Source organism: Pseudoalteromonas sp. PPB1 (assembly GCF_015356275.1).
Classification (GTDB): Bacteria; Pseudomonadota; Gammaproteobacteria; order Enterobacterales; family Alteromonadaceae; genus Pseudoalteromonas; species Pseudoalteromonas rubra_D.
Genome location: NZ_JACEQV010000018.1, coordinates 48465 through 74547, shown reverse-complemented (window position 1 = coordinate 74547; position 26083 = coordinate 48465). Strand labels below are relative to the sequence as shown.

Annotated in this window: 20 protein-coding genes; 3 read left to right on the top strand and 17 right to left on the bottom strand. The window is 44.4% G+C overall.

Annotation, left to right across the window (positions count from 1 at the left end; genetic code table 11):
• Positions 1 to 327: 327 nt before the first annotated feature.
• From IY568_RS17325 to IY568_RS17315, 3 genes are all read right to left on the bottom strand, one after another.
• The gene (locus IY568_RS17325) at positions 328 to 4719 is read right to left on the bottom strand and encodes a leucine-rich repeat domain-containing protein (protein WP_194868235.1); all 4392 of its coding nucleotides are present in this window, start codon (positions 4717 to 4719) and stop codon (positions 328 to 330) included.
• On the bottom strand, positions 4716 to 7127 hold the full coding sequence (locus tag IY568_RS17320) for a PKD domain-containing protein (RefSeq protein ID WP_194868234.1): 2412 nt from the start codon (positions 7125 to 7127) through the stop codon (positions 4716 to 4718). Before IY568_RS17320 ends, IY568_RS17325 begins: the two co-directional genes overlap by 4 nt.
• Before the next feature lie 286 nt (positions 7128 to 7413).
• Positions 7414 to 8469: an acyltransferase family protein gene (locus tag IY568_RS17315; protein ID WP_194868233.1), complete on the bottom strand. Its 1056-nt coding sequence runs from the start codon at positions 8467 to 8469 to the stop codon at positions 7414 to 7416.
• A 361-nt stretch (positions 8470 to 8830) separates the two neighbouring features.
• On the opposite strand from IY568_RS17315, the gene IY568_RS17310 reads away from it, so the two are divergent.
• On the top strand, positions 8831 to 10369 hold the full coding sequence (locus tag IY568_RS17310) for a choice-of-anchor A family protein (protein WP_194868232.1): 1539 nt from the start codon (positions 8831 to 8833) through the stop codon (positions 10367 to 10369).
• A gap of 187 nt (positions 10370 to 10556) precedes the next feature.
• Complete coding sequence (locus IY568_RS17305) at positions 10557 to 11213, top strand: VC0807 family protein (protein ID WP_125561917.1); 657 nt, start codon at positions 10557 to 10559, stop codon at positions 11211 to 11213.
• Positions 11214 to 11286: 73 nt separating this feature from the next.
• Here IY568_RS17305 and IY568_RS17300 read toward each other — a convergent pair whose 3' ends face one another.
• The 12 genes from IY568_RS17300 to IY568_RS17245 form a co-directional block, all read right to left on the bottom strand.
• Positions 11287 to 11796, bottom strand: coding sequence for a hypothetical protein (locus IY568_RS17300; RefSeq protein ID WP_194868231.1), 510 nt, complete (start codon positions 11794 to 11796; stop codon positions 11287 to 11289).
• A gap of 14 nt (positions 11797 to 11810) precedes the next feature.
• The gene (locus IY568_RS17295; protein WP_194868230.1) at positions 11811 to 12314 is read right to left on the bottom strand and encodes a hypothetical protein; all 504 of its coding nucleotides are present in this window, start codon (positions 12312 to 12314) and stop codon (positions 11811 to 11813) included.
• A 51-nt stretch (positions 12315 to 12365) separates the two neighbouring features.
• Complete coding sequence (locus IY568_RS17290; protein WP_194868229.1) at positions 12366 to 12989, bottom strand: LysE family translocator; 624 nt, start codon at positions 12987 to 12989, stop codon at positions 12366 to 12368.
• A 630-nt stretch (positions 12990 to 13619) separates the two neighbouring features.
• Positions 13620 to 13952: a hypothetical protein gene (locus IY568_RS17285; RefSeq protein WP_194868228.1), complete on the bottom strand. Its 333-nt coding sequence runs from the start codon at positions 13950 to 13952 to the stop codon at positions 13620 to 13622.
• Between the two features lie 345 nt (positions 13953 to 14297).
• Positions 14298 to 14867: a hypothetical protein gene (locus tag IY568_RS17280; RefSeq protein ID WP_194868227.1), complete on the bottom strand. Its 570-nt coding sequence runs from the start codon at positions 14865 to 14867 to the stop codon at positions 14298 to 14300.
• 128 nt (positions 14868 to 14995) lie between these two features.
• Complete coding sequence (locus IY568_RS17275; RefSeq protein ID WP_194868226.1) at positions 14996 to 15385, bottom strand: VanZ family protein; 390 nt, start codon at positions 15383 to 15385, stop codon at positions 14996 to 14998.
• Positions 15373 to 15828: a hypothetical protein gene (locus IY568_RS17270; RefSeq protein ID WP_194868225.1), complete on the bottom strand. Its 456-nt coding sequence runs from the start codon at positions 15826 to 15828 to the stop codon at positions 15373 to 15375. Before IY568_RS17270 ends, IY568_RS17275 begins: the two co-directional genes overlap by 13 nt.
• Positions 15829 to 15926: 98 nt before the next feature.
• Positions 15927 to 16457 (bottom strand): hypothetical protein, encoded by a 531-nt coding sequence (locus IY568_RS17265; RefSeq protein WP_194868224.1) that lies wholly within the window; start codon positions 16455 to 16457, stop codon positions 15927 to 15929.
• A gap of 93 nt (positions 16458 to 16550) precedes the next feature.
• Positions 16551 to 17000 (bottom strand): hypothetical protein, encoded by a 450-nt coding sequence (locus IY568_RS17260; RefSeq protein WP_194868223.1) that lies wholly within the window; start codon positions 16998 to 17000, stop codon positions 16551 to 16553.
• A gap of 748 nt (positions 17001 to 17748) precedes the next feature.
• Complete coding sequence (locus tag IY568_RS17255) at positions 17749 to 18258, bottom strand: hypothetical protein (protein ID WP_194868222.1); 510 nt, start codon at positions 18256 to 18258, stop codon at positions 17749 to 17751.
• Positions 18259 to 18378: 120 nt separating this feature from the next.
• The gene (locus IY568_RS17250; RefSeq protein ID WP_194868221.1) at positions 18379 to 18873 is read right to left on the bottom strand and encodes a hypothetical protein; all 495 of its coding nucleotides are present in this window, start codon (positions 18871 to 18873) and stop codon (positions 18379 to 18381) included.
• Positions 18874 to 19347: 474 nt separating this feature from the next.
• Positions 19348 to 20118 (bottom strand): hypothetical protein, encoded by a 771-nt coding sequence (locus tag IY568_RS17245; protein WP_194868220.1) that lies wholly within the window; start codon positions 20116 to 20118, stop codon positions 19348 to 19350.
• A 592-nt stretch (positions 20119 to 20710) separates the two neighbouring features.
• Between IY568_RS17245 and IY568_RS17240 the strand changes: the two genes are divergently transcribed.
• Positions 20711 to 22930 carry a GGDEF domain-containing phosphodiesterase gene (locus IY568_RS17240; RefSeq protein WP_194868219.1) on the top strand — a complete coding sequence of 740 codons (2220 nt, stop codon included), beginning with the start codon at positions 20711 to 20713 and terminating at the stop codon, positions 22928 to 22930.
• Here the strand turns inward: IY568_RS17240 and IY568_RS17235 are convergent.
• Positions 22927 to 23829, bottom strand: a complete 903-nt coding sequence (locus IY568_RS17235) for a LysR family transcriptional regulator (protein WP_194868218.1) — start codon at positions 23827 to 23829, stop codon at positions 22927 to 22929. The two genes, IY568_RS17240 and IY568_RS17235, sit on opposite strands and share 4 nt — an antisense overlap.
• A gap of 502 nt (positions 23830 to 24331) precedes the next feature.
• Positions 24332 to 25885 (bottom strand): AbgT family transporter, encoded by a 1554-nt coding sequence (locus IY568_RS17230; protein ID WP_010382038.1) that lies wholly within the window; start codon positions 25883 to 25885, stop codon positions 24332 to 24334.
• Positions 25886 to 26083 lie beyond the last annotated feature (198 nt).

Sequence of the window (26083 nt, the reverse complement as noted above, 5' to 3'; positions counted from 1 at the left end):
ATATACCAACCGCCTTATTTGGCTGGCAACAAGTCGGACACAATGATACCAATTTGCTTAATCAAGTGTTCTATTTTGAAGCGAGAAAATAGCGTCGATAACACCGCTCCCGCGGCCTGCTATCGCTTAGGCACTTACGTCCATATAGGCGTCGCGAAAATTTGCGAACTGATACCTCAGGTGAAGGTTCTAAATAAGAAATTTTTAACGCCGTTAGCGTCCGATTCGCTCCTTCAAATAGAACAGGTATTGGGTGAATTTGGTATTTGCGAACAGATGGAACTGAGCGAAACTGGTAACACAGTCCAGTTTCGCTCGAGTAGATTTTTATTGGCCTATTACTTTTACAGAATCCATAGATTTAAGGCGTTGTAGTAAGGTTTCATCAACCTGTGTGCCGTATAGGTATAGATAAAGATCCAGCCAACGATCCCTGCTATTGAGAGCATCAAGCCCATGAATCGCATTAAGTGTATTATCTTTAAAACTCAAATGAGTTAGCTTTGAATTGTCAGGAATCGTGATTTCTGTCATTGGGACCTTGTCTGCTTCTAGCCTTCTTAAGACGGAAGAGAGCACAGTTTGCGTAATATGACTATTAGATATATCTAATGTGTCAATGTATTTTAGTGCCGTCAAATCAAGCGAAGTTAATGCTGTGCCATCTAGATACAACCTGTTTATAACGCCCGTATTAACGGTGAACTCCGTGAGAGGGTTGTTCGACAAATATAGATCTGAAATATTGCCCCCTTCTTGTGGAATAATAACGTTCGTCAATTGGGCGTCAGCAAGCTTGATAGTATACAACTCTGAGTTGAGCGATAAATCGATACTCGAGAGCATAGACTGAGTCGCATCCAGTGAACGTAAGTTTTTCATGAACTGAGTATTTAGCTGCGTCAGTGGCACATTTTTAATTGTTAAATCAGTAATATTTGACTCGCCATTGAGCGTCAGAGATGCCAAAGCAGAATCGGACGCTTCCAGTTTAGTTAGGCTGGTTGCAAAAGTGAGATCCAGTGCTGCTACCTGTGTCCCACGGATATTCAACTCTTTAAGGTGTATAAATGGACTTAAATCTAGGTAGTTCAACTGCGAGTTGTCAGCCAGCAGGGTTTCCAACGCGTGTGCTTCGCTCACCCCTCTCACCTCTTGTATCTGAGAGCGAGAAATATTCAATTCTGTTAACTGCGTATTTTGACTGATATCCAGGCTAGTCAGGCTAGCGCCCCATACAGTAAGAGAGTTAAGCTCAGTTGCCTGTGTTACATCAAGTTCACTGATATCAGCCGTTGAGAATAGTTCTCTTACTGTCCCTGCATTTTGCAATTTGACCGAGCCAAATGTTCCCTCTTCTAGCTTAATTGATTGAATTGAATGGAGGTTGCTAAGATCTAACTCAAACACCCCATCGTCCTTTTCACTCTGTTTGATGGTCAGCTCTTTTAAGTTTGTCACTTTTTCAATTGACCGCAGCGCATTTGAACTCAAAATTGCATCTTCTAAAACCAAACTCTCCAGATACGGAAATTTATCTAACCCCGCTAAATCAGTTGCATGCTTGTCCTGAGCGAAACAATAAAAACTCGACTCATACTCCATGTAATTATTATTCGAAGAATCCCAAGTACTCCTAGAGCTGAAGTAATCAATACATTCGCGCAGGTACTCATCTGTTATACCTAACCTGTCTGCATGGGAATCAGGCACTGGCTCCACGGTAACCGAAAAAGTACAGGACTCTATAACTGCATCCGACCTAAAAGTCACATGACCTGTAAAGAGATTTACAGGCCGCTCAATGCCACACCCTTCAAAAGAAGATACATACAAGCCACTACTCCAACCGTCGTAAACAATGACTTCAAGGCGTTCACCATAATTGAAATAAGGTGAAGTCTGATTACTTGTTACCTCAACCCCTTCTGGTGCAGAAATAGTGACTTCAACAACAGCTGGCTGGTAGTCCAGTACAATATATTCTTGCGAGTCACATTGCCCATCAATTTGACGACACAAAGTAATGGAGTCAACATCACTGTCTATCATTTCGTAGGAGATGTAACTGCCGTCAGACTCGCTGAGTCTGATTATTTTATTGTCAAAATAGACCTGGTAGCCGATAGTGCTATTGTTCTCGCTGATCTGTAAAGAACCGCTGTGCGTACCTGAATCTTGCCCCCATTCATAAAATGACCACTTTCGAAGTGAAGACGCTGTTTGCTGGTAAAAACGACTACCCTGTTGCCTTAGGTGCCGCTCAATGCCATTGAGTTTCCCGCGGGGATCAATATCAACCTTTACCAGCGTACCCACTGCGCCTGATTCATTATGCTCATAAACATACAAGCTACCTGAAAGCATAGTTAAAACTGTATACGAGCCAACTGTTTTCTGCTGGCACTCATCTCTGTCGGCGCTACATAACGCATCATGTCTTCTTAAAATATCATTGTAAAAAGCGCTTACTGTCAGTTGATGGTTTTCAAAACTGGCTGTAGCGGCGCCGTTGAAACGGCCCGAGCGAAGTTCACCGCCTTTGAATAATTCAAAGCCATGGTGCGAGTCATCGAGCTTGAACCGCCAGCTACCAGCCAAATCATCCAAAGTTATGCCTGTAAGCGGGATTAGCAAACCGACTCCGCGGCTCAACCAGGTATGCTCAGTACTATCTGACATGTCTTCATATTCAACCTGCTCGACAGCAAATGCATAACCGCCTTCCCTTTGTTCAAATAGCTTCAATGTGGCTGATAAACCAGATTGTTCGCCATACAAGCGGATCTCATTCTGCGCGTTCAACTCCCAGGTAAGCTGTGACAGCACCTCCATTCCAGGCTCAAATCTTGACACCGTTCCGGTATGGTCATCATTTAGAGTCAGCCGAATCGTTTTTCCTCGCTCAACAGAGGTGACTGACCATTCACCGATCAAAGTCTCCCTGCCTACGTCAAGTGACGCCAGATAGCGACTGGGGTTTACAGTGCGTGGAGTTGTTTTATAAGTCGGATCATCACGAGAGTTCGACGCACTCCAACTAATATTCACTTCCTGGCCCTGCTGGAAGAGTGTGAAACCATTCACCCACTTTAACTCACTGTGATTAAGCTGTATGGGGATTTTCGTCTCATCATCAAAGGTAAAGATAGAAACGTCATCACTCTGTGTTACTGAGAAATGAGCCATGGCGTCTGTACCGTAAAATACCCCACGGTTATCACCCGTCATTTCATAGTACCAACCCGTTGGGATAACCTCCGCGCTTGTATCTATCAACAAGGTTGACTCTGTCGGTACAAAATCCTCAATAAAGCTGGCGCTGATTTCACAATCTGCAACCGGGTTATTTACCCGATAATAGGCTTGTCCCTGACGTTCAGTAAGATAACCATTACACCCTTCAATATTTGCCAGGCGTGAACCTTCCTGTGCGTTCACAGCGACCAAAAACGCTTCACCATAATAGTACTCTGAGGTACTTGGCGATAACTCACCCAGGCCTTCAATAGCAAAGCTAATGTTTAATGCCGGCTTGATGTAGCTAAAGCGGAATGTATTATTGGCATTACAAGACTCCCCCTCAGCAACATGACACAAGACTACTTCAGATTCAGATTCGTCCTGGATCAACAGATACGAACGGGCTTCAGTGACTAGGTGTTCCAGTTCTATGCGCGTACCATCCAGCCGAGCCTTGTACTCAACGCCATCTATAATCAAAGTGTCGGAACATAAGTGAACTGGTGACGGGCTAGTGGGACAATGAAAGTCTCGCTCAATATGCGACACGCCATTATCAGTTACATGATAAAGACCCAGACCATGATCCAGTGCTCGTCCAAAGCGCTCATTCTTGTAAAGCGACTTATCAAACTGGCCCAGTTTCCAGTCTCTGTCTGACAGGCGATAGAAATGTATACTTCTTGAGATATCATAAGATATGCCGAAATCATCTCTATTATATTCATCTGCGGCAAACTCCACGGCAATGTGATCACCTTGAACTGCAAGCAGTTTGTGACGGAATACTTTGCTAATCTCACATTCTGCTTGACTGGTGTCACAGTGCGCCACGGCCTGACCTGCAAACTCATAGTGATACTGATGCAAAGACCCATTCACTTTAATCCCTTCAATACCTCTGTGCCAGCGATAATGGTAGTTGTCATTGCCATCTACCTTAAATTTGCTTTGAGCACCCTTGCTACCTGTCTGGCGCCACATTTTCTGGTAATTGATATCGTTAAAGCTAATCTCCTGATGCTTAATTAGACTTGCCTGAACTACCCGTCTGTGTTCATCGAATCCCTGCAACATCAAGCCCTGATAACCGAATTCAGTCTCTCTGACTGGCACAAACCCGAAGTTATAAAAGGGAGCATTGATCCTGACTTCTTCCCAGGGCTGGGTGTAATACCAAGTACCAATAAGTTTAAAGCCCCCTCCATCGGAGAGCATTGGTTCATCGGCGAACATCTCACTTTGATTACCGGCATTCATATCAAAACGAATACGCCTTTGCTCACTAAGCTCATCATTGAAAAGCAGCGACCATTGACCAATAAACGCATCGTCTGCTAGCTGAGTGATCTTGTTGCTATCAAACAACTGAGCATTGACAGAAACGGTGCCTTCTGGAGCCTGGGGCAGTTCCTGGGTTGGCACAAAATCAATGGTGACAGCCTGAGCGTGCTCCGCACTGTCGAAAATAGTCAAGGTAAGCTGGGTCGTCTTAAATCCCGCGCGGTGCTAAATTGACTGGTGCTCACATCAAGCTCATTCTCCAGGTTGATTAGGATTTGCTGCCCCTGTATTTCCCATGTGAAGTTAGACAAAGTTCTGCCTGCCAGAGAGCCTGTCCGGTCTTCTTTAAACTCTATGCTGGCGCCAAAACCGTCAACCACTGAGGTTTCAAGTAAGTAATAAGTGCCTGAAGGCGAAAAACTGGAAACATCAACTAAGGTATCATCCTGTTTAATTTCCTCTTCAATTTGTGCCAGTAACCCGGGCTGCTCGGTGTCCAGAGAGTCCGTCAGCTGAGCGAGCAACTCGGCATCTTGTGCAAGCGCCAGTGTCGAAGTTGCTCCTTCTGGTAGCGCAACCCCATGATCAATTACCGCTTTTAATAAGGATGCAATTGACAGTTTCTCGCCTGTAGCAATGTGTTTACGCGCTTCTTTCAGCTCGTTCGCATCATTGAAACCGGCTGAATGCATACGCCGCAGTATGGCGTACTCAGCTGTGGTCACGTTAGTGACATTCACATCGAATAGCTCATCACTGTTGAGTGTGTTGTCTTCTCCGGCTGCCTCCTGAAGATCTGACACGGCGCCCAGCTGCGATACCAGCTCTACACGCCCCTGAGTTGTGGTGTCAGTGGCACGCAAAGTACCCAGTGCATTTACTTCACTCTCATCTACACTGAAGGTCAGCTGGTAATCGCCCTGCTCATCTGCCTGCGCAGTAAAGCTTCTCTGTGCTACTTCCAGGACGACATCGGCAAATGGGATCGGCGCACCTGTTACCTTACCCTGTATGGTAAGTGCTACCTTATTTGGTTCAATGGTTACCAGATGAGTATAACTGGATTGCGCTTGCTGATTATCCGTTACAGTCAAGGTAAATGTAACCTCTTGCGCTTGCACGATATCCGGGCTGGTCACTGACAGGCTGGCACGCTCGCTACCGTCCAATATCAGAGCCAGGTTTGAATCATGATGCCACTGATAAGCCACGATTTCGCCATCCGAGTCTTTCGCATCACCCACCAGAGAGAAAGCTGTGCGTTCGCTGATCTGTATAGGACCACTTATGTTCACTTGCGGTACGGCATTTGGCAGCGCTTTTATCTCAATGTTATGCGCAACTTTGGTAACCGCGCCTTGATTATCGGTGACTTCAAGATACACAGTGGCAGTACTGTCCAGCATAATATCGGGTGTTGAAAGGCTAAGCTGCCCCTCAACTGAAGTGTCTAATACCAGGTCAACAGATGTATGACGCCAGCTATACTGCTCAATTTCACCATCACTATCACTGGCCTGTGCTGTGAGTATGAGCTGTTGCCCTTCAAGCAAAGTTGACTCACCCTGAATGATTGCCGTTGGCGCAACATTAGGCAGTGCCCGAACCACGACAGCATGCGAAGCCGTCGCCGTTGCCCCCTGATTGTCTTCAACTGTGACACTAAAGTGAGCCGTCATGTCTGAGGTTATATCGGGCGCTGTCACTTGCAAGATTCGCTCTGTCACATCTGACACCTCCAGTTTCAGCTCAGAGTTATATGACCACGAGTAGCTCGCTATCTGACCATCACTATCAGAGGCATCAGCTAGCAAAGTGAAAGTGACTCCCTCTGTCACTTCATCATCAGCAGACACAGAGACCGCCGGCAAAGCATTAGGTGATGCCTGGATCTGTACCCAATGCGATTCAGATTGTACTCGACCATCAATATGCTCGACATTGACCGTGAAATTCACACCCAGATTATCCGTCAGATCCGGGGTGCTAACGGTGAGCTCAGGCGTACCTGCTCCACTTAGCAGCAACTCAATCGCTGCATCGTGCGTCCAGGTGATCTGCGAGATTTGGCTGGCGTCTACAGAAGGCACAACGGTAAGTATAAAATCGGTTTGTTCTGTATATACACTTTCTCCGGTTACCTCAATCGAGAATGGTTCTAACACATTCTTGATAGTCACCGGATAAGTGGCTGTTGCCTGCGCGCCCATGTTGTCAGTAACGGTCAAAGATACTTTGACTTCGGTATCTTCATCGACACCTTTACTTATAATCTCAAGCGTCGGGCTGTCTTCACCGACTAGCTGTAATTCAGAATCGGCCTGATATGACCACGCGTAGCTATTAATATGGCCATCGGGATCATCAGCAACGGCTGTCAGGGTCAACGTCTCATTTTCGTTGGCGCTTTGCGCTCCGGTGATTGACACTGTCGGTACTCTGTTATCCGGAGATACGGTAGACCCGCCACTGCCTGTATGAGTGTTTGTCTGGGTTCCATTCGATGTATCACCACCACCTCCTCCACAAGCACTTAGCCCCAAACCAAGCAGCGTGATCACCAGGGACCTGTTCACTACACCAACAATGTTGTTTATCACTATGCAATGCCTCACTTTCAGCAACAGATATTCGTACAAAAAAAGCGCGATTTTAATTGAATTGCCGTGCAGGTCAATTAAAAATGATGTAGTTTTAAGCAATATTTTGTTGAGAAAGCTCACCAGATTCCACAACAGCAACTATTTCTATATTAGATACAATGAGGTGTGTAAAAATTACAAATGACTAAGTTCGGCTAACAGCTCAGCGCGCGCCTGCTGGTTTGTACTCAACCCGCGATGACTTTATGTAGCAATATTCCGCAATGTTCCAAAGCATACCCGGTTAAAAAGGTCTAGCTTTAGGTCTCGCTCTTTCAGTTTGCTTCAAATTACCCACATCAGCTGAGCGCCTGATAAACCCGGCAATTGGCCTTTCTATACAAGCAAAAGACACAAACGCAACCGCAGTGCTCAATGCAAACGAAGCGACAAGTTTAATCTCAACAAACCAGTCAAACTGATGTATGAAAGTGATCACTGGCATGTGTAATAAATACAGTGAATAAGAGATTTTGCCGAAGAAATCACCAACCTTGTTAGCCAGCAGGATATTATTGTCTGGCACCAGAAAAACCACACAAAAAAATACGACACTCATTACCAACAGTACCTCGTAGCTCAGCCACATGCGGGTTTTTGCATCCGATGTCACCGGTGACAACTCGGGGTACATCAACGGAATCAGGCATAAAGCCAAAATAAATCCATGCTTTCTCAGATACGGAGGAATAGTCAAGGTTTTATAATGTAACCCGAAGATCACACCGATAAAAAAATAAGGCAGACTACGCAACACAGTGAACTGATTGTAAGGTACACCCTGTATTTCGCCGTAAATACGAGGGAAATTAGTAAAAAATAACAGCAGTAAGCTTCCGACTATCAGCAGGTAGATATAGCCACGCCTTGTCGCAGCGAATAACCATAACAACACAAATAAAACGTAAAACTGCACTTCAGGCGGGATAGACCAGAGTACGCTGTCGCCATGTAAAAACAACACATGCGCCAACAGCGCTTGGTGATCAGGGATATGATAGAGGAGATCGCTGCCTCCCTGAGTCAGAGTGAATGATGCAAAGACCACCAGCAGATACAGTGGCACAACACGCGCAAAACGCGCTACAAAGTAATGTTTTACACCTCTAGGGGTAAAGCCTGTCCCCAGATATAAGTGCGACATCAAAAAACCGCTCAGCAGAAAAAATAACATCACCCCATAGGCACCAGCTCCGCCTCCCAGCGCACCATCCAGCCAGTGTGTTATGTTGCTGAAATGTGTTACAAACACGATTATTGCCGCAATGCCTCTCAGGGCATTGAGTTTTCTGATCTCCATACTGGATCCTTTTTATTATTATTTTTATGACGTGCAACAGCCCAGCCTGGCAAGGAAATTGTATTAAATTTAGCGAAATAAACAACAGGATGCGTTTATTAACCAAAGCGCATCAAATATTTATCGTCTTATGCTGGTTTATTCCAGAACGATGTCAACGATTTTAGCTGCTGTTTATCACACTCGAGCAAACATGCCAGTTACAATCAAAAGGCCCCATCAGGCCCTATAATTGGCACATATCGAACACAAAATGAAAGAAAAATAGAGACAAATTAGTATAAAAGAACTAGAATAGGCGAATTTTTGACAAGGCAGCTGCGCAAAAACCTAAGTGCAGACCTAACTCGTGGAGAACTTAATGAAGAATAAGCTGTTCGCAGGCGCACTGGTTGCTTGTGCATTTTCGGTAAGCGCGTCATCTGAGCATGACCTGGATAAAGGCTATGCCGCACTGGTATTTGATGACTTTTATTCAACATCGGGAAATGCACTGGGTGCCGTGTTCGCAGGCGATGATGTCAGCCTTAATGGCTATTCTATCGGGTATGGCCATAACAGTGCATTGAATGCGCATTATCTGGTTGCCGGTGGCGATATTCAGTACATCAATGGCAGACAGTATGTCGGTCATATCATTGCTGGTGGCCAAACAGATAAGGTTAGCGAAGCCGTGCGTTTAGGCCTCGAAGCCGGTGCAGAGGTAATTGCCAACGCCACGACCCTGCCCGTCGACTTTGCTAATGCTCAGTCGGATATGTTAGCCCTGTCTGCCAGTCTGGCTGAATTGTCACAAACGGGTGAAACACTCAAGCAATGGGGCGGTCTATATCTAACTGGCGATAACACCAGTGAACTGCAGGTATTTAACCTAACTGGTCAGGACGTTCAGTCAAGTCATACATTTGATGTCTCGGGTATTCCAGAAAACGCCACGATTGTGTTCAATATTTCAGGTGCCGGAAATAATTTTGCGCCGCTCAATAACAAGAGCTATGTAACTCTGAGCAAACACAGACAACGCACCATTTTTAATTTCCCCGATGCCACTGCGCTGAATCTGGCAGGTTTGCAAACTGAAGGCGTGATTTTAGCACCCAAAGCCGATATCACAGCACCACACGGCACCGCAACTATGCCAATCATTGCAAACAGCTTTAATGGCTCAATGGAGTTACGCGGCGGAATCTTCACAGGTCAGCTGCCTTATGACAGCGCTGTATGTAACGGTGGTTTGTATGCCATTAACTATTATGGCGATGCCGAGCAGGGCTACGTACACCAGATTGACCTAAGTTCAGGCCAGTCGGATAAAGTGATCAACCTGAACAACACAGCGTCAAATATCGCTGCACATAACGGTAAACTGTATTTCATTGACCAGCAAAGTGCTAAGACCCGTAGCTCACACATTTACAGCTATGACCTGTCTGCAAAAACGCAAACCTTGGAATCAGTGACCGATGGCTACAAAGTCATTCGTCTTGCCTACGATATCTCAGGTGATGTTCTGAAGGCCACCAGTCGCACATACGCTTACGACTACGATGTAGCCACGGGTGAAAAGCGTGTGCTGGGCAAAATGAAAGCCTCAAACGAAGACTTCAAAAATGGCGATATTGCCTACTCAGCTGATGGCAACACGCTATACGTGCTCACTGGCACTGCGCTATATACCGCAGACGCAAATTTAGAGCTAACCCTGATCGGCAAGCATGGCGTTAACTGGGCATCCGGTTTGGCCATTTCACCTGAAGGGACGTTATATGTGTCGGGCCGTGAGCGTCATGCTGATGCAGCAATCTATGAGCTTGACCCGCAAACTGCACAAGCGACTAAGCTCTTTCACGTTGCGCATCGCGTGAACGACCTGACCTGGGTGAAGAATTTCTGTAACTAGTCTCTGGTTACTCTCTCATCAAAAAAGGAAGCTGCCCGGTGCAGCTTCTTTTTTGCCCCAAATTCCCTTTGGGCCCAAAGTTGCCCTTTAACCCCAGTTTGCCGTACACTCAGGCCATTCGTTGTTTAGAACTACAGGGGACAAAGTGTCATCGTCCAATAAGAAACAAAGCGGCTTTTTTAGCCAAATGATTTTTAACATTATTATTCCGGTGGTTATCCTGACTAAGTTTTCAGGAGAGCAATACCTGGGTCCGGCACTCGGTGTTGTAGTCGCGCTGGCCTTTCCGCTGGGATTTGGTCTGTGGGAACGTAAAAACACAGGAAAGTTCAGTTTTATCTCTGGTTTGGGTATTGTCTCTGTGTTGCTCACTGGCGGGATCAGTCTGCTGGAGCTGGATGCAAAATATATCGCCATCAAAGAAGCCTTGATCCCCGGGCTTATCGGGATTGGCATTATTGTCAGCCAGTATACTAAATACCCCTTGCTAAAAACGCTGATGTTCAATGACACCGTCATGGACATTGAAGGAATCGAAAAAGCATTGGCAGAAAAAGGCAACAGCGATAAGTTAATCAAAGTACAACAGGTTGCCTCAAAAATCCTCGCCAGTGCATTTTTCTTATCGTCCGCGCTAAACTACATTCTGGCAAAAATGATTGTCGTCAGTCCGGCAGGCACTGAGGCCTACAATAGTGAACTGGGCAGAATGACCGCGCTAAGCTACCCGGTGATTATGGTACCAACCATGATTGTCTTCTTTATCGCGCTTTATTACTTACTAAACTCTTTGAAAAAGCTTTCAGGGCTTAAGCTTGAAGAGATGTTTCACGACCAGGAATAATCCTCGCATCAGCAGGTGAATGAATTGGGATGCTGATCTGGCATCCCTTTTTAACTGCTTTGAGTTGATGTGATTAATGGCTGTCAATTTGCTGTTTAAGCCGCAAAAACGCCACCTCCTCTGGCGGGCTCATTGGCAATGGCGCTTCCGGATAGGTATTCGTCCGTAACAAAATTCCATCCTTGATATAAAACAAGTACTTATAAGTCTCAACAGCATACGCGTCGTCTACACTTGGCTTCTGAGCTTTGCCACAAACATAGATATCATCAATGCATTCTGCATCTGAAAGCGTATCCGTTTTTAACATCAGCGCGGAAACCTCAGCGCTTGCAGTCCCCTTGAGCACACGAAACACAGTAAAAAGGACTCTTTGCTGGTAACCCAAGGCTTCTTCATCAACAGAACGTACTTTTACTGCGCGACCAATCCCGATAAAGTCTGCCTCTTGTGCTATCTGCAATGCAAAAGCCTCTTCCAGCTGCCTTTCCTCCCGGCGTTCGTTGGAAAGCGTCGTTGCATTAGGGTTACAAGCAAATAGCCCGGATGAGAACAAAAACAGGCTCAATACAAACCATTTCATGGACTTTAACCTTGCTATGTTTCGCTGCGCTCTTTGTGGATTTCCAACCCCCAGGCTTGCCAGGAAATCGCTCTTCCTACAAACGCAATCTTGTTAAATGGCCAATGGTCGCCGAGCCAGCTCTGAACCGTTTTATACAACACGGGATCCAATGCCTGACTGTCTGATCGCACCCATAAATACACTTCACAGTCGTATTCAGGTGAACGGCTTGGATCGATATATACTGACCCCAGACAGCGCTTTTGCGAACAATCAAAAACAGAGTAGGCAAATGCCTCCCGGGCGGCAAATTCGCGCTGATGCACTTTCAGGCTTGCTCTGCTCTCATCCAGCGTCATATCTGCTTTAGGCCAGTCAAAATCCGGGCCGAAGATCCCCTGCAAATTTTGCTGACTCGACATTACCGCTTCGTAATCAGGTTCGGCAACACTGACATCCAGTACCCTGAAATGAAAGTACTCAGTATCCAGATTCACTGGCGGTTCAAATGACTCCGGAATAAAATGTTTATTCATCTGTATATCCAATGCTTAATATAGAAAATTGGCCGGTTAATTGCTGCTTGCTTACCTGGAAGTTGTAGCAAGAAAACACCCCGCGCCAATAAACGTGGAACCAAATAGTTTACCCAGCCATGTGCCCGACACCAGGTTGCGTGCTTTAGATTTTGCGCGTTGAGCTACAAAAGCGTAACTGGACAAACACAACACCGACAAAGTCATAAAACTCAAAACCAACACAGAGAACTGAGCAAATAATGGCTCTGAAACAACAATAAACTGCGGAAAGAGCGCTGTTGTAAAAACGATAGCTTTGGGATTAGTTAACGCGACCAGGACACCCTGACCGTATAAATTGAGTGCGTTACTTTTAGCACAGCTGACTTCATTGACATCTAATTTACTCAGCCCATGTCGCCACAATTTCACACCCAAATAGATCAAATATAATGCACCCAGAAATTTAATAATGGTAAAGGCAAGCGCTGAATGCAGGATCACCGTACTCAGTCCAAGGACAGATAACCCGGACATAATGAAAAGCCCGGTGATATTACCCAGTACGGTCAGCAGAGACTTTCTAAAACCAAAACTTATACTGTGTATGGACACCAACAAAGCCGCAGGCCCGGGTGTGGCAGTTGCCAGTAACGCAATTGAGCAAAAGGTTATCCAGCTTTCAAATTGCATGGTGTTTTCCCTACAAATCATTGCTTATGTCATTCGCAAAAATAAATACAGACATAACCTCATCGGAAGCCTTGCCTTTAAAGCACTTACTTTTCTTTCGGAGCAGGGGGCATGCCCCATTATAGCTCGCTGGTAACGACTCAAGCACCGGTGAACGTCGTTGGCCTACATAGGTCTTGGCATGCCATGACGTGACTTTTATCCTAACACCTTTAGCGGTTTAATAGGCAACCGCGCCTTCCCCGTTATACTGTTTCTGATGATACCAACTGCTCGATGAGACAACAAAGCATAATTTACAGCCTACGGACAGCACATGTGAGACAAAATTGGATTCGTCTACATTCAAGGTAAATGGCTGACCATTTAGAAAAGAGATCCCATTTAAATATATTGACCTTAGAGAGGTATTGACCACACTGTGTCTCTGAAAGTTAAGCGGGCATTTTATGAGTAGTGAAAAGAATTCGTCTCATCAAAAAGGAGTAGGCATTTATATAGTTGTATTTACACGCTAGAATAACTCAATTTACAGAAAGTTCTCTGTACGGCAGCAGGAAATCTTTAACGAGTTTTGGCTGGGGCACACACTAGCATTGTACATACCCCGTTTTTTGCAATGCTAAAGCATTACTTAAGATACACTGAAAGTATCTGTGGAGAGTTATATACGCACAAGCTGGCATCATCAGTGAATGCTATGGTAACGGTACTGTCCGTTGCTTTTGCAGTTAATAGAGTCGCATAGATATCTTGATACAAAGGATGATTTGTTTTAAATCTAAACGAGTTTTTATCACTACAAGATGACTGAGAGTGGTACTTAGTGACATCTAAAAATATTGTCCCGGATGAGGTGCTAATGCCAACACCTTTAACCTTAAAATCGTCGCTGCCAGCGAACAAAGAACTTGATACAAACAAGCCAGCTAACATCATCACTTTTTTCATCATTTTTTTCATTACTTCATCCATAACCTGTTTTAACAGTACATAAATAAAAGCGCTCAATTACGCCCATCCATCAATTTTATCAAAGCTCGCATCCCCCCTCAATTGTGAATAAGGAAATAATGAATATTTCAATACGAATTCTTGAAATGCCCCCGCTATTTACATGTTAAGTGCATGATATTAATCAATGTGACGTTTTATTAATTCAAAACGACAGAGATATACAAATCAGGTTATTCACGCTTCAATGGCATAGTCATCAAATTAATACATATATTTGCTTCGTAACGACTACTGATGCGAGTCAAAAAGCACTGAAACCCATAATAGAAAAGTATCGGCTTTGGCCGCTTATCAGGCATATTTTTGTATTTCACTGACAACATCTGAAATGGGTTTTTCAATGACTTCCATATCAGATGGAACAACCTCTGCATCCACGGCAGCATTTGAGGCTTGCGTTACTTTCCGAACTGACCCTAAATTACTACCAACACATTCGATACCGTAGCAAAGGTTGTTTTCTGTATGTACAAATAAACGCATTATAGTCGCCGGGAAATTTGGCAATTCACTGTACGGATAAAGATAATGACCACGCAAGCTCAAAGTTTTTTCTGAAGAAATTGACAGTAGATAATGAAGCCCTTCATCTTCATACTCTTCAATTTCAACCACTTCAGAAATGGCGTACTCTATTGTTGTAATATGCCCTTTTTCAATAGCCTGTTGCAGCGTGTCTAATGTGAGAGTAGCCGGTTTGGCAGGCCATAACCTGAGCAATATTATAGGAACAATCACATAACCTATAAAGCAGCTGATAACAACAAGTAAAACCTCATTGCCTATGATATTGCTCGAAAAACCTGCAACTGGGATAAGCAAAAACGTCGATACGATTGCAACTATTATTAACCGAAGCATAAATTCCCTAGTGCCGTTTCAAATGGACATGTCAATGTTGAGCTAAAACACTTTGTCGCCTAAAAAAGTGCTATCGCCTTCTTCTTATCAACGCTGAGTTCAATATCACGAATATGATTTCAACCAGGTTAACCTGTTTGTGTAAATCTCGTTTTGCCCAAATGGCAAATGAATGCGCCAGATGAAATACCTACTATATTTGCGACCATATCAAACAAGTCAAATGTACGTGTGGATATAAATGCCTGACTTAACTCTTCCAGACATACCAAAGTCAATACTATCGCTACACCATAATAAACATGCGCATTTCCGAATGCGAAACTTCTAAATTTACAGCAAACAATAAATAGGGCTGTCAAAATACCACACAGACTAACATGGCCAAGTTTATCTCCATTAGGAATTGATCTTACCAAATCAAAGAAGATGCTGTCTTGCCCAGTATTCGCCAGATAGATCACCCAAACAATGAACACAAAAAAGCTCATTGCAACAAAAGATACTAGCTTATGCATAAATTACGTCTCAGTTCATCTAACTGTAGTGGGATCATTGAAGCTACATCGTATTCGCATAATGGTCTGGCCTCCATCCCGCGTTTAACTTCCCGTCTAAACTCGTCATGTTTTGAAGGAAAAAGTATGTAGCCCAAAATAAACAATACTTTCCCTGCGAAGGTAGCGTTTTTATTACCCCACATAAATGATTGTAATTTCAATTCCTCAGTAACCGTGGTGCCGTAACCCAAAAGTGCATGATATGCGTCATGTTCTTCATATTTAGGTAAATAGCCTAAATTCCGAGATTGTAAAAACTGGTGTAGCTCCCTGCCCAATGTCCCCTGTTCCAAGTAAAGCAGATCATCAAACTTATAGGGCCAAGGTTCTGGTTTTCGAAATAAATTAAGAAATGGAACACTCCACCCGATTAACTTTTCTACGACTTTATGTTTATTCATTTTAAAAATTAAGCTTATGAAAACGCAGCAAGTAGTGACTCAAAACTATGAGCCTGATAAATCGAAGGCGATTGCTCGGTTACTCGATTGCCTCTTTGTCAGATAATGTTCTCAGAACAAGTCAAATACATTTTCGCGGCCAAAGGAAAGTGCTCGTGGTTAAAATCTACAGAGTGTAAATCTCCAGAAGCAGACTTCACCTGCACCGAAAAAACGTCCGATTTATTTTGATGATTTAGAATAGCATTTATCTTTTTCCCTTTTACATAAAAATACTGAAAACCATCAACCTCAACTTTGCTTAATTTTTCTCCATCCATAAACGCCTCAACTGGGTAGTCAACTTTTTCAAACGAGGAATTAAAGACACTAGGAATAGCGAAGCTAAGGATATGGATCTCTTTTTCAATCTGATAACTGTCCTGCAGAGCAGACAATTCGTAATCTTTTCCTTTATACGAGAAATTTGCGAAAACACTAAAATTTATACCCGACGAAACTTTCACATTTGCAGTCTGATCTAGTATACAAACAGATTTTCTAAAGTCAGGCTTCCAATACCCTCCATGTGGTAGGGCCAAAGTTGTAAAGCTAACAACAGTTAAAACTAGAAAGCAGCGCTCGAACATAAAGAAACCTCCTGATGTTTAACAAGCTAAGCAAGTTTGACACAACAACAGACTGCATTAGTACTTCCCTGGCTGAATATTTTACATATCATATTACTTACAAGTAGTCCCCTGGTCGACGAGCCGATATGCAATAAATTGATTCTTATCTCCGCTGGGTTGTTGCGAAGAAATGGGCACTTGCTCAAAACGCCCATTCAAAACGTCATGCCAGAAACACCTGACATGTTTCTTGGGGTAACTTTCTGATATTTTCTTTATTTCCGAATAAACATCTTCGTCATCTAAGAGAAATTCGGCAAATGTAAAAGTAATAAGCGTCTCATAAGTGCTCATCTCATTTTCATTCAACATATCAAGGATCAAAGGCTTATACTCAACTTTATTTTCAATAAAAACATATGCCGCGCCATCATCCCAACCAGACCCCAAAGCGCTCATTTTATACAGAAGATAAATTTGCACTGTCTTGCTCGTCAAAACGATAATGTAAGCCAACAGGAGAATGAAAAGCAAATTTCTAATATATTTTAGGAAAACCATGATATTCCTTAATCCAACAGCACCTTCAGGACTAGCTCACCCAAAGCACACCTTTTTGTTAGCTTTTTTACATTTAGCCACGGTTAATAAAATCCCCTTCCATGCAGGTTCAGCACAAAGCCTTCTACGAGCCCATCCTGAGTCGTTTGCCCTGTAACAGCGCCGATTCCATGCTGAAACAGGCATATAGGTATGTATAATGGAGCCCCTAACCTAAGTAGCTTATGACAAACATCAGTATCACCCGAAGTAATTTTATTAATTTTCTCTTGTAGCTGATAAAGCGCTTCTTTAGGTTAAGTGCACAATAAGCTCATACGCAAAATGCTGATGGGCGCTATTGTCCGCAACACGCTTTGTATCAATCTTGTTGTTGTTTTACCCAATTATCTTCGGAATTAGCATATAGGACAGTGTGGCCCCCATTAGACTCAAGATTAGAAAGAACTTTTGATTGATGTCTCGAGAAAACTGAGCACCTATATAAATCAATAAACCACAACTCAATACTGCAATAACGAATGAAATTTGAGGGAAGAGATAAAACATGAATTCATTTATAAAAAATGATGTTTCTATAAAACGAGTGTTGCTTCCTCGTTGTATTACCATGAAATATAAAATTTCGATTATAGGTAAACCTTTTGAGGTTATCGAAACCTTATAAGCAACACTTTTTAATCTATTCTGGTAAATCAAATTTTACTCATTAGTCATTAAGACAATCATATTGTCAGTTGGAGCCTTGTTAACTACCAGACTCCTCGACCCACTCTTGGTGCTCCTCGATAAAGTTTTGCCAGTAATATTCTTCACCTGAAATGTCATTTAGATTCTTCTTAATGACAGCTAGCTCACTGGTGTCTGTAATCGTGTTTTCATCTGGGTCTATGAGAGCGAAATCTTGTTTGCTCAGGCCCCTTAAGTAGGAAAGTGCCTCAAGGAACGAACATAATGAGGTGGATACTAGCTCCCGGTTCCATTCACCCATACCATGCATAGCCGTATACACCGGCAGTGCTGAGTCGCTTGTATCTCCGAAAAAAGGGTCTCCGACTTCAGTATCCGTTCCAATAACAATCCAGCTACTTTGCCAATCACCTTCGCGCGGCCCGCTTAAAGCGGAACCGTCAGGATGTACGCTATAGCCAAGCTGAAAATCTTTGATATCGCTCTCGTCAGCAATACTAAATCCATTAGGACCAAAGAATACCTCCCTGACGCCTCTAGCTTTTAAAATATTAATAATTTCTTGCACCTAGATCTCCCTGAGTAATTAGCGCCGTACACAAATGGTTAAAAATAATTAGTTATAATGTGTGAACAACGGACAAAGCAAACGGCTTTTTACGAACCTTTAATTCACTTTGTTATATGCCTATTTTTCCAGGCTTTTAAAATTAGATATTTCGTAGAGCTTATCACCTAAAAAGACAAGACTCTGCAAATTTCTTTCTTGCGTCGAGGCTCTGGGTTCCCACACGCATGTTTTAGAGTACCTTTGCCCATTTTTGGGCTTAAAACACCAAGTTGCCCCATCCAACCCTCTCACATTGTCTTCCTGTAGAGTGGCTTGTACCGCACGATACAAGTCTTTCAAGTACATGGCTGTATCAGGGTCTAACTTCGCTCTTGATTCATGCTTTATTGTGGATTTCAATGGCCTGCTAGTTGAAATGGGTTCTATAAACTCTGACAATAAATAACTCACTTCACCCGAACAAAACTTAAAATGATAGCGACCGTGAAAAGAGGTGCTCATTTCAAGTTCAAACAATTTTCCCCCGAGCACGTCATTTTCTGAACAATTAGGGTCATCGGTAGCAAATGTGTTGAAACCAAAAACAATAAATATCAGTGAAACAGTTCTCATATTGTAAAAGCCGAATGACGTTCAATTAACGGGTTGAGTTTAAGCACTACCATTGAGCAACGAATTAGCGGTTACAAAGTAACTAAACCGGGGCCTCCTCCTGAGCAGCATACCAACATATCATTGCTATTAACGTAAACGGAATGATGGAAATAACTAAATTTTTCATCCTGACTTGCCGCCACTTAATTAAAATAGCTACTAAGTATGGTATAAACACAACCAAGGTAGCGAGTCCCATAAACCCGGCAAAGTACAGCATTTCGATTCTCATGCTGCTTGCGCTGGTGTGATATCCAAAAACGCCATAAAGAGCAAAAGCAAGCGGAAAGCACACTATAATCGTTACGGCATTCAATAGGTTATTTATTGTAGGGGCTCCAGTAGGTTCCATGACTCTCTCAATGCTGTACAACAATATCCAAATCAGCCGCCGCATCAACGGTCGGCTGTACTTGTTAGTTATTTGAAAATTCAAAGTGACACTTCTCTGTAGTCCCATTGGACTGCAAATCCCCGTGCCCCCATTAAAGGGTTCGCAAGGCGTTTGAACTCATTATCTTGAATCTCCCACTCAGCATCAGACTCAAGCTTTAGAGTCTCCGTGAGAACAGCCTTTGCTTCTGCTGTGATTCGGTCTTCAAATGTAACTGTATATTCTCCCATAGGAACAAACTTAATTTTATTAACAATAAAGAGCCGTCCAGTTCTGCCTCCAATTCGACTGCGCAGCTTTTTTTCATACTTACTATAGAGTGGCGTGCTTTTTAGCTCATAAAATGCTGATAACGCACTCCTTCCTTTTGGTTGTACGTGACTTGCAGATACGTACGAATAACTAGCGCTTTGGGCAAATAAAGCTTTTGCGTTGCCAGTGACTTTTTCACTGAGTTTGGCATTAAGGTTTGCAACAAACTTGCTGTTTATTTTTCCGCTCTCTGCACCTGTAACTAAGCCATTCCCGGTATCATATTCCTGGGGTATTTCAATGTCCCACATGTTATTAAACGAGATATCTTCAGGAAGATTATCTAACTCTTTCAGCCATTTATAGTCAGATATCACATCATATCCATTATCAGTTTCAAGTAGCAAAGTTCCAGGGAGATGGACTTCCCAAAATGGATTATACGATGTAAGTTTTCCCGGCTTATCAAATAATGGCGCTTCAGTGGGAGAGTGAACGCCACTCGTTTTGCACCCAGAGATGAACAAAAAAAGAAATATTAGCAATAATTTCAACATATCAAGTCTCCTTTAGGTTGAAAATCCACACGATTCACTCATGTTATATACCAGTGGTATTACTGAGAATACCGGTTTAAACCAGCCTACAAGCTATACCCCCTCAAAATAACATCGATACATTATGAACTATAACCACGTAGCTTATTGCTCAACACCAAAGTGCTCCGTTGAACGTGAGGCCTGGAATAAACGCACACTCGATTAGTTTAGGACGATAATGTTACTTATACCCGTTCGTATGCACATAATTGACCATAGTGGAGCGAGTGACTCTGGGTTGCTTTTAACAAACCCCAGCTCATGGACATGAACAACACAGCATGCCTATCGTTAAGGGCCTCTGAAAATTTGTGATAGTCACATGCAAACAGACACCACTACATAGTATTGGCAGCAAAAATCTTTTTTTAGCCCATTACTTACTGACTCTCCCTTTAACGCCAGCCCTTTGTTTGACTATTTCCCCTCCAGTATGTTGAAAAAAACCGCAATTAAGCTGATTTAGCGCAGCTTTTACTGTCTCTACCCATTGAATTGAGACCCTTATGGCCTTAGTATCGGGAAAAACAATAATAATAACTGTAACGTTTTGAGTTCTTTAAGCCGCTTTTTCTTACTTGAGGAAGAAACCCAATCGCCAAGCGAGGTGCCTAACTGGCGTGTCAGTGCACTGCGCATTATTTTGGTGACCGGACTTTTGTTGTGCCTGGGGATCTTTATCAACAGCTTGCCCGCTGCACTGGCATTTGAACTTAATTATGTGCTGGCACTGACATCGGGCTTTACACTCACCATAGGTGTGCTGCTTACACTGAGCCGCAGTGCCTACAAATTATGTGCTCACTTGCTAATGATTGCCATTGTGGCCGCAGGTGTAGCCATTAAACTGTTTATCCCCTTGTTACCCCTTGCTCAGCTTGGTTCTATTTTTGTTTACATTACGCCTATTCTAGCTTTGCTGCTGCTGGGTAAGCGAACCGCAATTTTTTACGCAGCATTGAATATCGTCCCGTTTCTGATGATAGTGCAGCAGGTTAATGTCTCGATGATCCCTTCGGGTGAGCGCATGTTGGTAGACGGAGACATTTACATACATTTTTTATTGTTTTTCTTCTTTAACTGTACAGTGCCACTGGCCGTGTGGCGCACCAGTCTGGCCGCCAGCCGATTGAATTTACATATGGCAAGCAACAACGAACTACTGGCTTCTCAGAAACAAATCTATCAGCGCTTCTTTCAGAAATCATTTCACGCCATTGTGCTGGTAGACCAACAATTTAATATTGCCGAAGCCAATGAGAAAGCGCGCCGATTGCTGGGGATCCAAACTCAACCCCTGCCCTGTAATTTCGCTCGTGTGACTCAGGACGATCTGAGTCGACTGCTGAACAATAACGACCTGATTGATGCTGACCTGAATACCTTTCATGTCGGCGAACGCACGATAGAACTGGCGTCGCGGGAATTTCACTCCGAGCAGCTATGTGCCTGGTATCTTAATGACGTCTCTGATCAGCATCAGCTTCAGCAGGATCTGCTGGCGCTGGACGTCGCCCACCAGCAAGCCAAATATTTTGATGCGCGGACCAACTTACCGAACAAAACCTGGCTTACCGAGCAATTACAGGTGCACATTGATCGCGGTCAGCCATTTGCTCTGCTAATTGCTGAAAACCTCAATAAACATGTACTGGATTACCTGATTGATGGTGAGCTGCACAAACACTTATATGGCCACATTAATCAGGTAGCTGAGCACGACCCCAGTTTGCTCGATCAGATTGCCTATATTGGTGCCGGAAGACTGGCTATTATTATCGAGCCCGATGCACCCGTGCTGGAAGTGGCACAACGCTGGCATCAACATCTAGATTTCTGGCTCAAACTGGGTCAGCATCAATTCCACGCCCGTTATGCAGTAGGCATTGCTACCTATCCGGAACATGGTTATATCCCGGAACGCCTGCTGAAAAATGCACAGCAAGCCTGTGAATTGCGTGGTGCAGGCGATGACCTGGCCATCTTTGACCACGGAACACGACGCCAGACACTGGCGCGTCACGAAATGGCCCTGCTGCTTGAAAAAGCACTGGAACATGACGAGTTACAAATAGTTTTACAAAGCAAACACGATAACACCCACTCAGTGATTGGCTATGAAGCCCTGGCCCGCTGGCATAGCCCTTTGCTGGGCTGGGTATCTCCCGGGGAGTTTGTACCCATTGCTGAGGAATTTGGCCTGGTTAATCACCTGACACAACGCATTCTGCACAAAGTGTGTCACACCTTGCAAAGCCACCCGGATATTCATGTGCCTATCGCCATCAATATCAGCTCCCGGGATATTGCCTGCGAGCAGTTTGCCCGCAACACACTGGCCATAGTGCATAGCTATGGCCTGAATCCGCGCATGTTTGAATTTGAGCTCACCGAGTATAGTTTTGCCGATGATCACAATCAGATCATGGAGGCCCTCGATAAAATGGGGTTCAGCCTGAGTATTGATGATTTCGGGATAGGATATTCCAATATTGCGCGGGTACTGGCTTCTCCCATTAAGCGACTTAAACTGGACCGCTCTTTGGTCACCCAGATCACTTCAGATCAAAAACAGCAGGCGCTGTTGCTGGGGATCCTGACCATGTGTGATAACCTCGGTATTGCGGCACTGGCAGAAGGCGTGGAAACTCAGGAGCAGCTGAATAAACTGCTCGAACTAGGGGTTAAAGAGTTTCAGGGCTACTGGTTTAGCCGCCCTGTGGCTGTTGAACAAGTGCTGGCGAACACACACGAAGCCTCTGCCACTTAATTGCTTTGTCGGTCTTCCAGCGCCATACATTGATATCTCAGCTCACCTAGAAACGCCCTGGCAGCCGGGCCGAGCGTATCTCCATCTTTAAAAATCAGGTTGAGCTGAGCCTGACGTGTGCGATTGTGGGTCAAGGGTAGTGGTTGTAACGCGCCCGTGCTGAGCTGCATTGCAATGGCACTGTAGGGCAACCAGGCAAAACCCAGCCCTTGAGTCACCATATCCACCATAGTGCGCAAATGACTTACGGTCCAGCGCTGATCAGCTCCCAACCAGCCGCTGTCTGTCCCCTTACCCAGCGCAGAATCTCTGACTACGATTTGCCGGAATGATTTGAGGTCCTCCAGCGTCAGCTCACGGTCGAGCTGATGCAACTTGTGATCCGGGTGCGCGACAGCCACAAACTCCACCTGACATAACTGTTCACTGAATCCATCTGTCAGCACCATAGGCGAGATAGCAATATCCACCTTGGCGTTCTGAAGCGCCTCAAACGACCCTGACAGAATAGACTCAACCAATTCAATGCGAAGCAATGGATAGGCCTGAGAAGTTGTCTCCAGCACTTTGTAGAGCAATGACTGAGGAAAGATTTCATCGACGGCAATACGCAGGTGGCTCTCAACCCCTTTTGCCAGAGTCTGGCCAACCGCTTCGACTTTCTCGGCTTCGTCGAGCAAATAATTGGCGCGGCGTAACATCATGTCGCCAGCTTCCGTCAAGTGCGTTTTGCGGCCTTCCACCTGAAATAGCTTAACCGATAACGCAGTTTCTATTTTCTGTACTGCCGTATGTATGCTCGACTGACTCTTATGAATAGCCTTGGCCGCTTGATTAAATCCGCCATACTCCACAACAGCGCGAAACATACGCCACTGCTCAAGCGTCACTCGTAACATCTCACCTTCCTCATCATTTGACCCTGTAGGGCCTTTGTCTGTAACTATTCTAATCTATTCAAGTACTTTTCTCTATTGATGTACAAGGCGTTCAACTTTTCATTACCTCAAGCAGTCTCACCTCAGAAACGAAATAAAACCAAAAGGCCAGCACAGTTTGTCATAATTTAGTCATCTAACAGGGGTATGATGCGCCTGCTTTTAACCGGTATGTACTCTTATTGGTTACTTGGATTTTCAACCTCCCTTGAGTATTTACTGCACGGAGGCAGTAAGATTTCCCTTGGTGCTTTTGGCCCAACCAATAGCAGATCCATATAGCCGACAGAAGTCGGCTTTTTTCTTTATTGCTATCAGTAACCCACTACTTTGTCAGAATGAATGTAAAAAGATGTCTGTGAAAGGCTGAAATTTTGACTCGATGTCTTTGAAAGCGGGCGTGAACAGTTGCTTGAGAGAGAAACAGGATGGGGCATAGGAGCCCCGTCCATAGTTCAGCAGATTAACCTGCCGGATAAATATAGCTAGACTGTAAACCCAGAGGAATGCTCAGGCCCCAGTATGCCAGCAGGAATAAGCTCCAGCCAATCAGGAAAGCAATAGAGTACGGCAACATCAGTGCCAGCAATGTACCAATTCCGGTGTCTTTCACATACTTCTGACAGTAAACCACCACCAGCGGGAAGTAAGGCATCAATGGCGTAATGATGTTTGAACTGGAATCACCAACACGATACGCCGCCTGAGACAGATCTGGTGAAATACCCAGTTGCATCAACATAGGCACAAAGATTGGGCCTAATAGTGCCCATTTCGCTGAACTTGAACCAACAAACAGGTTCACAAAAGCAGTCAGGAAGATAATCCCAATCACAGTCACAGAGCTTGGCAGTGCCATTGCCTTTAATACTTCTGCGCCTTCGATGGCCAATAATGCCCCCAAATTAGACTGGCTAAATGCCGCAATAAACAGCGCACAGAAGAACGCCATGACGATATAATAAGACATTGAGTTCATCGACTTACTCATTGCATCTATCATGTCTTTTGATGACTTAAAAGTACCGACCATAAAACCAAATACGGCGCCCGGGATCCAGAACAGTAAGAAAATCAGCGGTACAATGGACTGCATCAACGGCGCACTAAAATCGGTCAATGCACCACTTTCACTGCGCAGCGCCGAGTCTTCACCACTGGCCGCATAGATGAGCAAACCAATACCAGCCAGCATGACAGCAGACGCCGCGTAAAATGCCGAACGCTCTTTGCCGGTTACTTCGTTAAACTCAGGCAGATCATCAGTATCACCGTCGACTTTGGTCGATGCCAGACGCGGCTCAATAATTTTATCAGTAATGTACCAACCAAGCAGAATAATAAAGATGCTCGACGCCGACGTGAAGAACCAGTTATTCAGCGGGTTGACCGATATTTCAGGATCGATGATTTGGGCTGCGCTTTGAGTGAAGCTCTGCAATAGCGGATCAATACCTGACGGAATAAAGTTCGCACTAAAGCCACCACTTACCCCGGCAAATGCCGCTGCAATACCTGCCAGCGGGTGACGGCCCATGGCATAGAAAATCACACCCGCCAATGGAATTACCAACACATACCCTGCGTCGGTCGCTGTGTGGCTTACGATTGCGATCAAAATGATAGAGGGAGTTAGCAGGGCCTGAGGCGTGCGCTTCAACATCAGCTTAAGACCGGCATTAATATAGCCTGAGTGCTCGGCCACACCGACGCCCAGCATAGCAACCAAAACTACGCCCAGAGGCGCAAAGCCAGTAAAGGTTTTAACCATTGAGGCCAAAAAGCCAGCCAGAGAATCGCCGCTAAGCAGGTTATGAACAACAATCGCCTCTCCGGTGCGTGGATCGATGGCATCAAAACTGACGCCTGACAGCATCCAGGACAGTAGCCAAATCAGCAGCATGGCACCGAGGAAGATCATGGCAGGATCTGGCAGCTTATTGCCCACCCTTTCAATGTTGTTGAGGAATCGCATAACGAAACTGGTGTCGTTATTCGCGTTTTTCGCTTGTTCCATAGTTAATCCCTAAAAAGAAAATTAGCCAACTTTAACTTAACAACCGTAACAATGCCAATTCATTTGTTCCTTAATCCATTACGTGGGTATTATTTATGCGTTATTTTGCGTTATCGCAAAGAATGCGTAATTCAACTCAGCTACTATACTTGAAAAACCAGCCAGACTCTGGGCTGGCTGATCGTGTTTTCAGTATTT

Bases quoted from the DNA above. Each gene is read 5' to 3' on its own strand.
- IY568_RS17315 (WP_194868233.1), bottom strand. From the start codon at position 8,469: ATGGAGATCAGAAAACTCAATGCCCTGAGAGGCATTGCGGCAATAATC.
- IY568_RS17310 (WP_194868232.1), top strand. From the start codon at position 8,831: ATGAAGAATAAGCTGTTCGCAGGCGCACTGGTTGCTTGTGCATTTTCG.
- IY568_RS17305 (WP_125561917.1), top strand. From the start codon at position 10,557: ATGATTTTTAACATTATTATTCCGGTGGTTATCCTGACTAAGTTTTCA.
- IY568_RS17300 (WP_194868231.1), bottom strand. From the start codon at position 11,796: ATGAAATGGTTTGTATTGAGCCTGTTTTTGTTCTCATCCGGGCTATTT.
- IY568_RS17295 (WP_194868230.1), bottom strand. From the start codon at position 12,314: ATGAATAAACATTTTATTCCGGAGTCATTTGAACCGCCAGTGAATCTG.
- IY568_RS17290 (WP_194868229.1), bottom strand. From the start codon at position 12,989: ATGCAATTTGAAAGCTGGATAACCTTTTGCTCAATTGCGTTACTGGCA.
- IY568_RS17285 (WP_194868228.1), bottom strand. From the start codon at position 13,952: ATGAAAAAAATGATGAAAAAAGTGATGATGTTAGCTGGCTTGTTTGTA.
- IY568_RS17280 (WP_194868227.1), bottom strand. From the start codon at position 14,867: ATGCTTCGGTTAATAATAGTTGCAATCGTATCGACGTTTTTGCTTATC.
- IY568_RS17275 (WP_194868226.1), bottom strand. From the start codon at position 15,385: ATGCATAAGCTAGTATCTTTTGTTGCAATGAGCTTTTTTGTGTTCATT.
- IY568_RS17270 (WP_194868225.1), bottom strand. From the start codon at position 15,828: ATGAATAAACATAAAGTCGTAGAAAAGTTAATCGGGTGGAGTGTTCCA.
- IY568_RS17265 (WP_194868224.1), bottom strand. From the start codon at position 16,457: ATGTTCGAGCGCTGCTTTCTAGTTTTAACTGTTGTTAGCTTTACAACT.
- IY568_RS17260 (WP_194868223.1), bottom strand. From the start codon at position 17,000: ATGGTTTTCCTAAAATATATTAGAAATTTGCTTTTCATTCTCCTGTTG.
- IY568_RS17250 (WP_194868221.1), bottom strand. From the start codon at position 18,873: ATGAGAACTGTTTCACTGATATTTATTGTTTTTGGTTTCAACACATTT.
- IY568_RS17245 (WP_194868220.1), bottom strand. From the start codon at position 20,118: ATGTTGAAATTATTGCTAATATTTCTTTTTTTGTTCATCTCTGGGTGC.
- IY568_RS17235 (WP_194868218.1), bottom strand. From the start codon at position 23,829: ATGTTACGAGTGACGCTTGAGCAGTGGCGTATGTTTCGCGCTGTTGTG.
- IY568_RS17230 (WP_010382038.1), bottom strand. From the start codon at position 25,885: ATGGAACAAGCGAAAAACGCGAATAACGACACCAGTTTCGTTATGCGA.